Source organism: Aliarcobacter vitoriensis, assembly GCF_048320235.1.
GTDB lineage: Bacteria > Campylobacterota > Campylobacteria > Campylobacterales > Arcobacteraceae > Aliarcobacter > Aliarcobacter vitoriensis.
In genome coordinates, this window is record NZ_CP182882.1 from 1,950,555 (window position 1) to 1,965,585 (window position 15,031).

Annotated in this window: 16 protein-coding genes; 4 read left to right on the top strand and 12 right to left on the bottom strand. The window is 27.5% G+C overall.

Going from position 1 to position 15,031, the window contains the following annotated elements; genetic code table 11:
• Nucleotides 1-38 precede the first annotated feature (38 nt).
• Nucleotides 39-1,064: a M24 family metallopeptidase gene (locus ACNSOS_RS09685; RefSeq protein WP_418185129.1), complete on the bottom strand. Its 1,026-nt coding sequence runs from the start codon at nt 1,062-1,064 to the stop codon at nt 39-41.
• A 79-nt stretch (nt 1,065-1,143) separates the two neighbouring features.
• Between ACNSOS_RS09685 and aroQ the strand changes: the two genes are divergently transcribed.
• Genes aroQ through sppA form a run of 3 tightly spaced genes read left to right on the top strand, consistent with a single transcriptional unit; the run spans nt 1,144 to nt 3,748 of the window.
• Nucleotides 1,144-1,641 (top strand): type II 3-dehydroquinate dehydratase, encoded by a 498-nt coding sequence (gene aroQ, locus ACNSOS_RS09690; protein WP_113893677.1) that lies wholly within the window; start codon nt 1,144-1,146, stop codon nt 1,639-1,641.
• A gap of 3 nt (nt 1,642-1,644) precedes the next feature.
• Complete coding sequence (gene mqnF, locus ACNSOS_RS09695) at nt 1,645-2,868, top strand: aminofutalosine deaminase family hydrolase (protein WP_418185130.1); 1,224 nt, start codon at nt 1,645-1,647, stop codon at nt 2,866-2,868.
• The gene (sppA, locus tag ACNSOS_RS09700; RefSeq protein WP_418185131.1) at nt 2,861-3,748 is read left to right on the top strand and encodes a signal peptide peptidase SppA; all 888 of its coding nucleotides are present in this window, start codon (nt 2,861-2,863) and stop codon (nt 3,746-3,748) included. Before mqnF ends, sppA begins: the two co-directional genes overlap by 8 nt.
• A 67-nt stretch (nt 3,749-3,815) precedes the next feature.
• Here sppA and ACNSOS_RS09705 read toward each other — a convergent pair whose 3' ends face one another.
• From ACNSOS_RS09705 to ACNSOS_RS09720, 4 genes are all read right to left on the bottom strand, one after another.
• The gene (locus tag ACNSOS_RS09705; protein WP_418185132.1) at nt 3,816-4,166 is read right to left on the bottom strand and encodes a hypothetical protein; all 351 of its coding nucleotides are present in this window, start codon (nt 4,164-4,166) and stop codon (nt 3,816-3,818) included.
• A gap of 26 nt (nt 4,167-4,192) precedes the next feature.
• Nucleotides 4,193-4,948: a hypothetical protein gene (locus tag ACNSOS_RS09710; protein ID WP_418185133.1), complete on the bottom strand. Its 756-nt coding sequence runs from the start codon at nt 4,946-4,948 to the stop codon at nt 4,193-4,195.
• Nucleotides 4,949-4,959: 11 nt separating this feature from the next.
• On the bottom strand, nt 4,960-5,298 hold the full coding sequence (locus ACNSOS_RS09715) for a hypothetical protein (protein WP_418185134.1): 339 nt from the start codon (nt 5,296-5,298) through the stop codon (nt 4,960-4,962).
• A gap of 93 nt (nt 5,299-5,391) precedes the next feature.
• Complete coding sequence (locus ACNSOS_RS09720) at nt 5,392-6,099, bottom strand: hypothetical protein (protein ID WP_418185135.1); 708 nt, start codon at nt 6,097-6,099, stop codon at nt 5,392-5,394.
• Between the two features lie 203 nt (nt 6,100-6,302).
• Between ACNSOS_RS09720 and ACNSOS_RS09725 the strand changes: the two genes are divergently transcribed.
• Nucleotides 6,303-6,680 carry a hypothetical protein gene (locus tag ACNSOS_RS09725; protein WP_418185136.1) on the top strand — a complete coding sequence of 126 codons (378 nt, stop codon included), beginning with the start codon at nt 6,303-6,305 and terminating at the stop codon, nt 6,678-6,680.
• Between the two features lie 39 nt (nt 6,681-6,719).
• Here ACNSOS_RS09725 and ACNSOS_RS09730 read toward each other — a convergent pair whose 3' ends face one another.
• The 7 genes from ACNSOS_RS09730 to ACNSOS_RS09760 all read right to left on the bottom strand — a co-directional run bounded on the left by ACNSOS_RS09730 (nt 6,720) and on the right by ACNSOS_RS09760 (nt 15,027).
• Nucleotides 6,720-7,919, bottom strand: coding sequence for an acetate/propionate family kinase (locus tag ACNSOS_RS09730; protein ID WP_113893685.1), 1,200 nt, complete (start codon nt 7,917-7,919; stop codon nt 6,720-6,722).
• Nucleotides 7,920-7,945: 26 nt separating this feature from the next.
• Nucleotides 7,946-8,941, bottom strand: coding sequence for a phosphate acetyltransferase (gene pta, locus ACNSOS_RS09735; protein ID WP_418185137.1), 996 nt, complete (start codon nt 8,939-8,941; stop codon nt 7,946-7,948).
• 190 nt (nt 8,942-9,131) lie between these two features.
• Complete coding sequence (locus ACNSOS_RS09740; protein ID WP_113893689.1) at nt 9,132-10,322, bottom strand: acetate kinase; 1,191 nt, start codon at nt 10,320-10,322, stop codon at nt 9,132-9,134.
• Between the two features lie 100 nt (nt 10,323-10,422).
• On the bottom strand, nt 10,423-11,370 hold the full coding sequence (locus ACNSOS_RS09745; RefSeq protein WP_418185138.1) for a cation diffusion facilitator family transporter: 948 nt from the start codon (nt 11,368-11,370) through the stop codon (nt 10,423-10,425).
• Between the two features lie 4 nt (nt 11,371-11,374).
• Nucleotides 11,375-12,565 (bottom strand): acetate/propionate family kinase, encoded by a 1,191-nt coding sequence (locus tag ACNSOS_RS09750; protein WP_418185139.1) that lies wholly within the window; start codon nt 12,563-12,565, stop codon nt 11,375-11,377.
• Nucleotides 12,566-12,581: 16 nt separating this feature from the next.
• Nucleotides 12,582-13,193: a 3'-5' exonuclease gene (locus tag ACNSOS_RS09755; protein WP_418185140.1), complete on the bottom strand. Its 612-nt coding sequence runs from the start codon at nt 13,191-13,193 to the stop codon at nt 12,582-12,584.
• Nucleotides 13,186-15,027 (bottom strand): putative nucleotidyltransferase substrate binding domain-containing protein, encoded by a 1,842-nt coding sequence (locus tag ACNSOS_RS09760; RefSeq protein ID WP_418185141.1) that lies wholly within the window; start codon nt 15,025-15,027, stop codon nt 13,186-13,188. Before ACNSOS_RS09760 ends, ACNSOS_RS09755 begins: the two co-directional genes overlap by 8 nt.
• Nucleotides 15,028-15,031 lie beyond the last annotated feature (4 nt).

The window sequence follows — 15,031 nt, forward strand, 5'->3', positions numbered from 1 at the left end:
TATTAAATAAGTCAAGTTTACTTTAGCATTATTTTAATTTATAAGATAATAGCTTTTCCATTTTTCATTACAATAGTATCTTCTATTCTTACACCAAATTCATTTGGAAGATAGATACCTGGTTCTACTGTAAAAACCATATTATCTTCTATTATTAAATCATTTTTTGTATTTATATTTGGAAATTCATGAATATCAAGTCCAACTCCATGACCTGTACTATGAACAAAAAATTCTCCATATCCAGCTTTTGTTATAATATCCCTAGCAATCTTGTCAATTTGAGAAGCTTTCATTCCACTTCTTGCTTTTTTTATAGCAGTTGTTTGTGCTTTATAAACAATATCATAGATTTTTTGGTGTTTTTTATTTTTAAATTTTTGTTCTCTTTCAAAGCTAAAATTTTCAAAATCAACTGCACTTGTACAAGTTCTGTCTGAACAATATCTTTTATATTTCACTCCCGCATCAACTAACAATAAATCATTTTGTCGTAATTTTTTTGTAGTTGGTAAAGCATGTGGTTTTGCTGCATTTTCATTTATTGCAACGATTGGTTCAAAAGAGATATTTAGTTTTCCAGTTTGACTCATATTTTCAAAAGCTTTAAAGTATAAAAAATCTTCACTTTTTTTAAGACCTTGTTTTTTAATATATTTTGCAAAGTTTTTAAAACCATCCTTGCCTAACATACTAGCTTTTTTTAATAATTTTATCTCATCATCATTTTTTATCAATCTTTTTGTTTTTGAAAAATTTAGTTCTTGTGTAAAAATAGTTTGCATATCTTTTACAAAATTTGAGTAAGTTGCATAACTAAAATCATTTGGATCAAATATTAACTCTTTTATTTGATTTTTATTTAGAATATTTTTTGCTGTTTCTACTAAATCTGAACTTTCTATAACTTCACAATTTTTAACATTTTGTTTTGCTTCAAGAGTATATCTAGCATCTGTTATAAAAAAGTTTTCACTTCCTAAACTCAAGAATATTACATTATCACAAGAAAAATTAGCTTCATAATATATTGCATTTTCATTTTTTAAAATAAAGTTTTTCATCAAAAATTGCCTTTTTTTGGGTTGGTTTAACAAAAATTTAATTATAATCTTACCTAAATTTTATAAAAGGAAAATAATAATGAAAATAGCAGTAATTCAAGGACCAAATCTAAATATGCTTGGAGTTAGAGAACAACATATTTATGGAAATATTACATTAGAGCAAATTCATAACCAATTAGAAAGTGCAGCAAAGCAAAATGGAGTTGAAATTGAGTTTTTTCAATCAAACTTTGAAGGTGAAATAGTAGATAGAATTCAAGAATGTTTAGGAACAGTTGATGCAATTATGATCAATCCAGCAGCATATTCTCACACTTCAATTGCAATAAGAGATGCTTTAGCAGCTGTTAATATGCCAGTTGTGGAAGTACATATTTCAAATATTTATAAAAGAGAAGAGTTCAGACAAAAATCTATAACAGCAGGTTCAAGTACAGGACTTATCACTGGATTTGGTGGATTTGGATATCACTTAGGATTAATCTCAATAATTCAAATGTTAAATGAATTAAAAGCTTTGCAAGAAGCTAGAAATGCTCAAATTCAAGCACAATCAGAAGAAGAAAATAAATAATTTATGAAAATAGTAAGTGCTTCTTATATTTTAACTTTCGACAAAGATTTTAGCATCATCAAAGATGGTGCTATTGTTTTTGATGAAAAAATTATTGAAGTAGCAAGTTTAAATTATATCTTAGAAAAATATCCAGATTGTGAACATACAAAATTGGATGAAAACTCTGTTTTGATGCCAGGATTGATAAACTCACATATTCATTTGGAGTTTAGTGCAAATAAAACTACTTTACAATATGCAAATTTTTATTCATGGTTAAACTCTGTTATAAAACATAGAGAAAAGCTCATAGAAAAGGCTAAGACATCTTTAATATCTCAAGAATTAAAAAAACTCTTAAAAACTGGAACTACAACTATTGGAGCTATTTCTTCATATTCATTTGATTTGGAAGCTTGTTTGAAATCTCCAATAAATAAGGTGTTTTTTTGTGAAGTTATTGGCTCAAAAGCAGATATGATAGATACTCTATTTGCTGATTTTAAAGCCAGACTAAAAGATGCACAAAAATATAATAGTAAGAATTTTAAAGCAGGAATTGCAATACACTCTCCTTATTCTGTTCATCCATTTTTAGTACGAGAAGTTTTAAATATTGCAAAAGAACAAAATTTAGCTGTAACTTCTCATTTCATGGAATCAAAAGAGGAAAAAGAGTGGCTAAATAAAGATGAAGGAAGTTTTTTGGAGTTTTTCAAGAACTTTTTAAATCAAGAAAAAGCTACTGGAAAACCACTAGAGTTTTTAAATCTATTTAAAGGTGTTGAAAATCTATCTTTTACTCATTGTGTTGAAGCAGATTTTGAAGAGTTAGAAAAGATAAAATCACTAAATGCAACGATAAATCATTGTGTTACTTCAAATAGATTTTTAAATAATAGTAGATTAAATCTTGAAAATTTAGATGAAATACCTTTTAGTATAGGTACAGATGGTCTTAGTTCAAATAACTCTTTGAGTATGTTTGATGAATTACGAGCTTGTTTAAATATACACTATGAAAAAGATATTGTGAAATTTTCTAAAACTTTGTTAAAAAGTGCAACTGTAAATGGTGCAAAAGCTTTAGGATTAAATAAAGGACAATTGGAAAGTGGTTTTGATGCTGATATTATAGGTATTTATTTACCTGATGATATAGAAAATATAGAAGATATTTATATGCACATAATTTTACATACAAAATATGTAAATAGTGTGATAATAGGAGGCGAATATGTTTGAATTTTTTAAAAAGTTGTTTTCTCCAATAATAGCAGTTTTGGATTTTATTACAAAATATTTTAAAACAATAGTTTTTTTAACTATTATTTATGTTCTATTTTTCAATAATACCGATGAAACATCATCTACAAATAGAAGTTTTGCTAACTTACAAAAAATAGAGCTAAGTGGTGAAATATTGGATGTTTCAAAAGTTATGGAAAATATAGAAAAAGCAAAAAATGATACAAATATAAAGGGTGTTTTATTAGTAGTTGATAGCCCTGGAGGTGCTGTTGCTCCTTCTGTTGAAATAGCTTATGCGATAAAAGAATTAAAAGAGTTAAAACCAGTAGTTGTATATGCAAGTGGAGTGATAGCTAGTGGAAGTTACTATGCTTCTATTTGGTCAGATAAAATCATAGCAAATCCTGGGAGTATGGTTGGTTCTATTGGAGTTATTATGCAAGGGTTTGAAGTGAGTGAACTTATGGAAAAAATAGGTATTTCAACACAAACTATCAAAGCTGGAAAATATAAAGAGAGTGGAACACCTACAAGAAAGTGGTTTGACTATGAAGAAGAGCAACTAAAAAGTGTGATAAATGCTACATATAATATGTTTATAACTGATGTTGCAAATGCTAGAAATCTTGATATAAAAAATCATACACAGTTTGCGGATGCTAGAGTTTTTACATCATTTCAAGCAAAAGAAGTAGGGCTTATTGATGAGGTTGCAACTATTAGCTATGCACAAAGTGTTTTAATAGAATTAGCAAAAGTTGAAAAACCTGTTTGGAAAAAAGAAGATAAGTTTGAAAAGTTTATTGATAAACTTATGAGTCAAGCTATATCAAAAGTTCTTATGAGTTTTTCTAGTAGTTTAAAGGCTATTTAAATTAGTAAAAAGTAGTGTTAATCTACACTACTTTTTATACCACCATTGTTGTTTAAATCTACTTCACCTATTTTAATCTCTCTATTTTTAATAAATTATAATTTTTATCTGAAATATATAAATACTTTTCACCATCTGGTTTTGTAGCTATGAGAGTTGATTTATCATTATCTATTTCAACAAAATCTCCAACTTCAAGATTTATTTCTTGATTTGACTTATTTTCAGGAAATGCTATGCCCCAAGCTTGGCTATCTTTTAGTACATAAATTTTCAGAATTTTTCCAAAAGAACTAACAAATCTTGTTTCTGTGTGTGAGATAGTTCCTGTTGCCTGTTTTATAGTTGTGTTTTTTGTAGCACAACTTGTAAAAAATAGTAATATAAAAGCTAAAAGAATTAATTTGATTTTTTGCATTTTTTTCCTTTGTTTATATGTTTTATTTATCTCGTTGATTCAAGTAAGAAAACAAGAAATACAGTTGCTATAGTTATAGCAACAACTGTAAAAATGATTTTTGGTCTTCCTAACTTTGCTTTTTCTAGTTCAATTTCTTGTAATCTTTGTTGTTCAAGTTTTTTTAACTCTTCAAGTTTTGATAGTTCTAATATAGTAACTTTATAGTTTATTTTTAGTACATTTAAAAAAGATTCTTTTATCTTTTCATCATATTCTTCTTGAGTACATTCTCCTTTATAAATTTTTACTCTTTCATTATCAGAGTTATAAAAATTTAAAACTTTAATAAATTCTTCTATAACCGTATATAATCCCGTTTCTTTAATTAACTTTGAGATAACTTCAAGTTTATCTGCACCAGACACTGTACTATATACATCTTTTGGATAATATATTTTATCGCCTAGGTTTATGCTTGCCCCAAGAAGATATTCAGCATCTTTTTCTAATTTTTTTTTGCTTTCTAAACTATTTGTAAATCCAAAAACTGAATCTACTTCTTTTCTCAAGTATTCTACATCTTTTTTTATATTTTCATCGTAGTTTTTATAATTTTCTAAAAAACGAATACTTTCATCTAAGTTAGAAGATATTTCTTGAAAAGTTAGTGTTTTTTTTAGATTGTTTCTTTGAACAGCTTCCACACCAGCTATTGTTAGTTTCCCTAAACCATCAATAACACCAGAAGAGGCTTTGGTTGCTACATGTCCAGCTTTAAATCCAGATTTTATTATTCCCATTTTACTTTCTCCTATTTTTTGTCTTGGTTTTGTAAAGAATCTCTAATATCTTTTAACAAAAATAATAAGTAAAATGAAACTATAAATGCTAATATACTTGGTACAAAAGTTACAGTAAAAGTTACAACAAAAGTTTCTAACCTATCTGAAACATAAAAATATTTTGCTTCCTTTGCTGTTATAACTGATATAACAAATATTGTAACTATTCCAATCCAAAATACTATAGGGATAAGAAATTCTGTTGTTTTTACTACAATATTTCTAACCAATGACTGATTTAAAACCTTTTTTGTAACATCAGAAGCAATTTCTTGAGATGTTTTTTGTTCATTATTTTTATTTTCCATAATTTTCCCTTTATTAAATAATTTTATTTTAAAAAAATCTATTCTAAATTTAAGAATAGATTAATTTATAAGATTAAAAAGACTTTATTCTTTCTACTCTTGTATAATTTTTGTTTCTACCCATTTATTACTAGCTTTATCTGTAGTACCTAAAGTATATTCAAATTTGGCATCTATTTTATTTCCATCTTTATCAAAAGCTTCAAGTTTTATATCTTTATAAGTAACTTGTGTCTTTCTGAGTAGGCGACTACTACTAAAAGATTCATACTCAAACTTTCCAGTTACAATAGCACTAACTTGTAAAAAAATTGTATCACCTTCTAAAACCTTTCTTAAAATATCTTTTGATGATACATCTATTTGTAGATCCCTAATACTTGGACCACTATTAGAAGGATTGTATACTGTAAGTTTACCAGCTTCATATCTCTTATCTTGATTCTCAAATAGATCTTTTTTATGAACTATTTTTATACCAACAAAATTATCTCTTAAGTTTTGTAGTTTATCTACAAGTTTTTTTTCAGCATCACCTTTATCTATTACATCTGTTATTTTTTCTATTTCTTTATACTCTTCTGGATAAGCCCTTTCTATACTATATCTACTTATAGTATCATTCGCCTGTGCTACCCAAAATTTTTGCTCATCAGCTTTTTTACTTAAATCAAGTACAATTTTCTCTTTATTACTACTTGAAGTACTTTCACTTGTAGAAGAGTTTTCACTATTTCCACAACCACTAAACAAAGTTAAGCTTAAAAGCCCAATCAAACCAATTTTTACTAACTTTTTCATACTTCACCTCTTTTTATTTATATCCATTTTGGTTAATTGATATTTATATGATAATTTATATTTTGTACTATAAATAGTTTATTTCTAGTATCTAGTAAATTATTTAATAAATATATAAAATCCAAATTGGTTAATAATATCTATTTTAGACTTTATAAAAACTTACGATTTGGTTATTGAAATCTATTTTGTATTGGAAAAATATGGAAATTTATGAAAAGATAAATTATCTTGTAGAAGAGTCAAATATGACAAAAAAAGAGTTTGTTGATAGAGTTTTATCTTTAGAACCAAGGATGAAAAATACAGGAGAGATACCATCTGCACAAACAATTTACAGATACTTAAATGGAAGTAGAGAGTTAAAAGTAGAGATTTTGCCATATTTTGCTGAAGTTTTAGGAGTAAAAGAACAAGAGTTTTTTGAGTTCGATATAGAGTATGCAAGTTACAATAACTTAAAACAATCAAAAGAGATAAGAGAAATATTAAATTTATTAGAGTATTTACCAACAAAAGCTATAAAAGATTTAAAGAATAGATTGTATGAGTATAAAGTTTTGTATGAAAAAAAATTTTAAACAAGATTAAAAGGCGAATTCTCGCCTTTTAAATTGCATCTATCTATTTGTAGATACGATATTGTATGTATCATTTGCTATAACATACTCTTCTTGAGTTGGAATAACAAATATTCTAGCAGTTGAAGCATTTGTAGAGATATCTCTAGCTGAACTTGATCTTCTATTGTTTTTAACTGGATCTATTACAAGTCCCATAGAGTCCAATCCTGCACAAACTTTTTCTCTGATTAATGAAGCATTTTCTCCGATTCCACCAGTAAAGCAAAGTGCATCAATACCATCAAGAGCAGCAACATAAGAACCTACATATTTTTTGATAATATAAGCAACCATATCAACAGCTAATCTACATCTATCATCTCCATTTTGCATACCTTCTAAAACTTCTCTTAGATCAGAAGATTTACCAGATATTCCTAAGATTCCAGATTTTTTATTCATAACATCTAAAGTTTGATCTATTGTCATATTTTCTTGAGCCATCATATATTGAATAGCACCAGCTCCAACATCTCCTGATCTTGTTCCCATCATTAAACCTTGAATAGGTGTAAGCCCCATAGATGTATCGATACATTTTCCATTTAAAACAGCACTAACAGAAGAACCATTTCCTAAATGACAAACTATGATTCTACTATTTTGTTTTTTCTCTAACATTCCTCTAGCTTCGTTTGAAACAAAATAGTGGCTAGTTCCATGGAAACCATATTTTCTAATTCCGTGTTTTGTATACATTTCATACGGAAGTGCATACATATAAGCATAATCAGGCATTGTTTGATGGAATGCTGTATCAAATACTCCAACATTTGGTTTTCCAGGCATTAATTCTTGACAAATCTCAATACCTAAAATATTTGCTGGATTGTGTAATGGTGCTAGAGGTGATAATCTTTTCATAGTATCAATTACTTCTGGAGTAATTAAAACTGAACTTGCAAACTCTTCTCCACCATGAACTGTTCTGTGTCCTATTGCTTCAATATCGTTGATTGAATCAATAACTTTTCCTTCCCCCGTAGTTAATGTTGATAATACAGCACTAATAGCTTCTTTATGAGTAGGCATTGGAACATTGATTACAAGTTTTTTACCATCACCATATTCATGTTTTAAAACACCATCAATCCCGATTCTTTCACAAATTCCAGCTGCAAAAACTTTTTTTATAACTGGGTTCATCAATTGATATTTTAACGATGAACTCCCTGCATTTAATACAAAAACTAACATTTTTCTCTCCTTAATTTATAGTTTAATTATTTGATTTGTGTTGCTGTAATAGCTACTAAGTTTGAAATATCTTCAACTGAACAACCTCTTGAAAGGTCATTTACAGGTTTATTTAAACCTTGAATAATAGGTCCATGAGCTTCAGCTCCAGCAAATCTTTGTACAAGTTTATATCCTATATTTCCAGATTGTAAATCAGGGAATACTAAGATATTTGCATATCCTGCTACTTTAGAATTTGGTGCTTTTTTTACACCAACAGATTCAACAATAGCTGCATCAGCTTGTAACTCTCCATCAAATGCAAAATTTACTTTTCTATCTTCTAATATTTTACAAGCTGTTGTAACTTTATCAACAAGTGGATGCGATGCACTACCTTTTGTAGAAAATGATAACATAGCAACTTTTGGCTCTAAACCAACAACACTAGAAGCTGTTGCAGCAGTAGCACTTGCGATATCAGCTAATTGTTCAGCAGTTGGATCTGGAATAACAGCACAATCTGCAAATAGTATTAACCCATTATCTCCAAATTTTCCATCTTTTGTTTCCATAACAAATGTTGAAGATACAGTGTTAATCCCTGGAGCTGTTTTAATAACTTGAATAGCAGCTCTTAAAACATCAGAAGTTGGTGAGTTTGACCCAGCTACTAATCCATCAGCATCTCCTAGTCTTACCATCATACAACCAAAAAATCTTGGTTCATTTAAAATAAGCTCTTTTGCATCTTCTCTTGAAAGATTTTTACTTTTTCTAAGTTCAACTAACTCATCGATATATTTTTCAATATTGTCAAATTTTTTTGGATCAACTATTGTTGCTCCTTCTATATTTGCACCACATTTTGAAGCATCAGCTTTTATAGTTTCAGAATTTCCAATTAGAACTACTTTTGCAGTTTTATCTTGTAAAACTATTTGTGTTGCTTTTAAAACTCTTTCGTCTTCTGATTCTGGAAGAACGATAGTTCTAAGTTGCTTTTTAGCTTTCTCTTTGATTTTATCAATTAAACCCATTTCGTAATTAATCCTTTCTGTTTGAAATTTAGAAAAAATTATAATGAAAAAATATAGCATTAAAGTAGCAATAAAAAGCGAATTTTTAGGGATTTTTTTTAGGTAAAAATTTAGAAAATATAAAATTTAAATCAAAAAGAGCTTATTGAGTAGTTTTTACAACCCAAGCCCTTTTTATTTTATTTAAATTTTACTTTTTAATAAGATTGTAAGTATCTGTTGCTATTACTAGCTCTTCATTTGTTGGAATTACATAGATTTTTGTTTTTGAATTTTTTGTATTTATTTCTCTATTTCCTTTAGCTCTTGTAGAGTTTTTAGTTTTATCAAGTTCAATTCCCATAAATTCTAAACCTTCACAAACTTTTTCTCTGATTAAGTCAGAGTTCTCTCCAATTCCAGCTGTAAAACAAATAGCATCAACTCCATGCATTAACCCAGCATAAGAGCATAAATATTTTTTAATTCTTTCACATAGCATTGTAATTGCTACTTGAGATCTTTTATCTCCATCATTTGAAGCTTTTATAACTTCTCTTAAATCTGAACTAACTCCAGAAACTCCTAAAATACCAGATTTTTTATTTAAATAATCAAGAATTTGAGTATGGCTTAATCCTTTTTTCTCCATTAAATATGGAATAACACCAGCATCTATATCTCCACTTCTTGTACCCATTATTAAACCTTCTAATGGAGTCAATCCCATAGAAGTGCTTATAGATTTCCCATTTTCAACAGCACAAACAGATGAACCATTTCCAAGATGGCAAACTATAACTTTGCTATCTTTTTTATTTAAAATTTTTATTGCTTCATTTGAAACATAATAGTGGCTTGTTCCATGGAAACCATATTTTCTTAAATGGTGTTCTGTATAATCTGCATAAGGAACAGCATATAAAAAGTTTTCTATTGGCATTGTTTGGTGAAATGCTGTATCAAATGTTACAACATTTGGAACTTTTGGCATCAATTCTTTACAAATTTTAACACCCATAATATTTGCTGGATTATGAAGTGGCGCTAAAGGTATAAGTTCTTCAATTTTTTGAATAACATCTTCATCAACAATAGCTGAACCTTTAAAATACTCTCCACCATGAACCACTCTATGCCCAATAGCTTGAATTTCTTCAATAGAGTTTATAACTTTTGTTTCATCATTTGTTAATATTCTTAAAACTAACTCGATTGCTTCTTTGTGAGTTGGAATAGGAAGTTCAAAAGTTATCTTTTTATTCTCTCCAATTTCATGTTTTAAAATACCATCAATTCCAATTCTCTCCACTAAACCGCTAGCTTTTAACTCATGTGTTTTAGCATTGATTAATTGATATTTTAAAGATGAACTACCTGCATTTAGCACAAATACTAACATATAAAATCCTTTTGTATTAATTTAAACTTAGAATAGACTTAATAAATAATATTAGTCTTTTCAAATGGTATCTTATTAAAACTTAAATGAAATTTTATATTCATTCTGCCCATTCAAAATCAGTTGTAAATACAATTGTAAGCCAAAGATGTGGGTCATCTTTACCCAAATTCTTTTCTATTTCATCTCTTAATAAATCCCACTCTTCTAGTTTTTTTGGAGCCCAACTTTTTGGAACTATAAAATATAATTCTATTTGTCTTCCTCTGCCAACTCTTGCAACATAAGCTCTAAAAGAATCAAAACCATATTTTTTTACGATATTTTTTGCAACTTTATCAACATGAATTTTTAATTCACTAGGAGTTACAAGCAAAATATCTGAAAGCGCTTGTTTTACAGTTTTTAAAGGCATTGGAATTACAAAAATTGATACCACTATAAGTATTAATGGGTCTATAAAAGGTGTAATCCATGAAATTTTAGTATCTTCTATCATATATCCAAAGATAAAAGCAACAAGATAACCAAAAGACATAGATGCGGAGATTAACCAACTTATTGAGTCTAAATTTAAAAATTCAGATTTAATCTCTTTATTTGCTTTTTTTATAAAAAGCCCTAAATTTAATTCGACTACAATAGATATTAAAGTAATAATTATTGCATATTCAAATAGTATTTCTCTCCCACCAAGTAAAAGGCTATCTATAGAATTTATAAAAGCATAAGTTGCTGCACCAATAAGAAGCATTCCATTTAAACCTAAAACAATAGGTTCAAGGTGCCAAAATCCCATAGTAAAATGTTTTTCTAATTTATTGTTAATAAAATCTTTAGATGTAGATTTTGTAATCAATCTAGCAACAATTAGTGCTAAAGTAGTCATTACTGCATCAATCATTCCAAAAATACTATCAAATATTATTGCTGATGAACTAGCAATTAGACCAAAGACTATGCCCACTATTGCAAGTAAGATAGTAGTAAATATTGATAATCTTAATATTCCATCTTCTGTTTGTAAATTAAGATATTTAAATGACATAGTGTTATTTTACAATATTATATGTATCTTGAGCAATAACTAATTCTTCATTTGTAGGGATAACGAAAATCTTTGTTTTTGAGCCATCTTTACTGATTTCTCTAATTTGATGATTTCTAATTTGATTTTTTTGATTATCTAGTTCTATACCCATAAATTCTAAATTATGACAAACTTTTTCTCTTACAATATCAGAATTTTCTCCAATTCCAGCAGTAAAACACAAGGCATCAACTCCACCAAGTAAACCAGCATAAGAACACACATATTTTTTTACACGATTACACATCATATCTATTGTAACTTGTGCTCTTTCGTCACCTTCACTTGCGGCACTTATAATTTCTCTTAAATCAGAACTAATCCCAGAAACTCCTAATATGCCTGATTTTTTATTTAAATAATCAATGATTTGGTGAGTGTTCATATTTTTTTTATCCATTAAATATGGAATTATTCCTGGATCAATATCTCCACTTCTTGTTCCCATCATAAGTCCACCAAGAGGAGTTAATCCCATTGTTGTGTTGATAGATTTCCCATCTTTTATAGCACAAATTGATGAACCATTCCCCAAATGACAAACTATAATTTTTGAATCTTGTTTATTGTCCAAAAGCTTTATAGCTTGTTTAGAAACAAAATAGTGACTTGTTCCATGGAATCCATATTTTCTTAAATGATGTTCTGAATAATCTTCATGTGGTACTGGAAATAAAAAGTGAACTTCTGGCATTGTTTGATGAAATGCTGTATCAAACACAGCAACATTTGGAACATTAGGTAACAACTGCATACAAATTTTTATTCCTAAAATATTAGCAGGATTATGCAAAGGAGCAAGAGGGATAGCTTCTTCTATTTTTTTTATAACTTTCTGTGATACAAGAGTAGATTGTTTGAAATACTCTCCACCATGAGCTACTCTATGTCCAATAGCTTCTATTTCATCAATAGAATTTATTATTTTTGTATCACTATGAATTAAAGTTTCTAATATAAGTTCAATAGCTTCTTTATGTGTTGGAATAGAAGCTTCCATTGTTAATTTTCTATTTTCATCAATAACTTGTTTTAATATACCATCAATTCCTATTCTTTCTACTATACCACTTGCTTTTAGTTCACTTGTTTTTGCATCAATTAATTGATACTTTAAAGAAGATGAACCAGCATTTAATACAAATACTAACATTCCTAATAATCCTTTTTTATTTAATGCTATTTTTCAATTTTAAAAATATCATTGCTGTCATCAAAGCATCATTTAATGCATCATGTGTATTAAACGATGGAATTTCAAGTTCCTTTAAAATTGTACTAAACTTCAAATCAATGAAGCCTTGAGGAATTAATTCAATTTTATAATCATGATACATTTCAGATACTTCATACGTTTTGTTTGGCAAATTTATACCTAGTTGAGGTTTTAAATATTTGTTTATCATAGAAATATCAAAATTTAGAAAATATCCAACTAAAACTCTATTTTCAATAAATTTTAAAAAATCTAAAATAACATCTTCAATATCACAAGCATGTTCTAAATCACACTCTCTTATATGATGTACCTTTATAGATTCAACACTTAAAGCACAACTTTTTGGTTTTACATATCTTACAAATTTTTTGCTAGCTAGTATGGTATTGTTTTTTATAATAACTGCACCAATAGATACTATATCATCAATATTTGGGTTAAGTCCTGTTGTCTCACAATCAAAACATACAAATTCATTTGTATTTGGCTTATCAAATAAAAATGAATAGTTGTTATCTTTTAAGTTTTTTTTATTAAAACTGTTTTTTATTGTTCTAAACATAGTTCAACTTAAAATGAGATTCTAATTTTTTCTTTAATCTATTTACAATTTTAAAAGAGTCTTTTAACAAGTCTTTTTCCATAATTGAAAGATTGTTTGGATTGATATAGTTATCTATTTTTTCTTTTCTATCTAACTTTTCAAGATTTGACTTTAATTTTAAATTTGTTAAAAAATTAAATGCCATAATTAACTCTTTTGCACTTTCTTCATCTAAAACTTTTATATCTTTTAGAGCATTTATTCTTTTGATTGTATTTGTATTTAGTATTTTATTTTCTAAACTTAAAGATCTAATTCCTTGTACAAGTATAAAAATACCACCTCTTTTTATATCTATTTCATTTTTATGTTTTTCATCTTTGCTATTAAATACAAATCCATCAAAAAATCCTAAAGGAACATCAAAACTATTTATAATTTTTGCAAAATTTGAATAAAAACTTTGAGAATTTGAAGAGATTTTAAACATATACTCTTTTAACTCTTTTATCATAGCTATATTTCCTGAAACACAGAGTGCGTCATAAAATATTGCAATATTCATAAAATTATCACCGCTTGGTTCATTTATCCATTTATAAATTAATTCTTTAAAATCACTCATTCTTCTACACCAATAATTATTTGAAACCATTATATTTCCATCACATCTAGGAAATCCAAATTCTACAAGCGTTTCTGTAAAATGATGTGTAAATTTTTTTAAGTCATCTTCAGAAATATCGCAATTATCATCTACTATCAAAGCATTGTCTTGGTCAGTTCTGAGTATTTGTTCTGCTCTTCCTTCACTTCCCATCACGATTAGGCAAGATTTTCCCAATAACTCTTTTGGTGCTAGAAGTTTGTATAGTTTATCAAGTAATTTTTTATTTAGTTGATTTATAAGTTTTGATATAAAATCTATTCTTACACCTTTTGCATTTAGTGATTTTATGATTTTTATAAATGAGTGAGAAGCTTCTTTTAACTCTTCTAGTGTTTCGGCATTTATTATTTGATTTGAAACAGCAAAAGTATTTGTTGCAAAAAATGATGATAAAGAAATTTGGTCTAAAATACCAATAATTTTTTCATCATCATTTTTTACAACCACTCTTTTTAAGCCATGTTTAGCCATTTGAAGTTGGGCATTAAATAAAAAATCATCTTCATATATATAAATTAAACCTTTTGATGCAATTTTTACAACATCTTCATCAAAGTTTATACGATTTAAAATGACTTTTTGCCTAAAGTCAGAGTCTGTTACGATATACATTTCTCCATTAGAGTCTTTTAATAAAAGTGTAGGGATTTTCTCTTGTTTTATCACTTTTGCAGCTTCAAAAATAGAAGTTTTAGTATCTACAATTACCGCTTTATGAACTTTTGCATCTTTAACTTTTGCAATCATAATATTTGCCATATCTTTATTTTTCTCATGTAAAATATTATTATTTAGTTTATCTGATATTGATTGAAAGAAATAGTTTTCTAATTGCTGATTTGAACGCAAGATATTTATAAAGATATCTTTTTTCAGAGCATAGCAAATTGATTCTTCAATAGCTACAAAACTATTTTTACTAAAATTTTTTATAAGTGAAACTGAATCGAAAATTTCACCTTTAGAGTATATACTTAAAACTTCATCATCATTTTTTTCTTGAATTAAGCCTTTTAAAACAAAATACAAAAATTCTGGATTACTATCTTGAGCTTGTATCGTAGAATTTGCTTTAAAATACATAATATCCAACTCTTCGACTAAATCATCTAGTTCATAGCTTGTTAAATTGTCAAATGGATGTATTGTAGAAATAAATTTTTTTTGTTCTTGCATACTCATAATC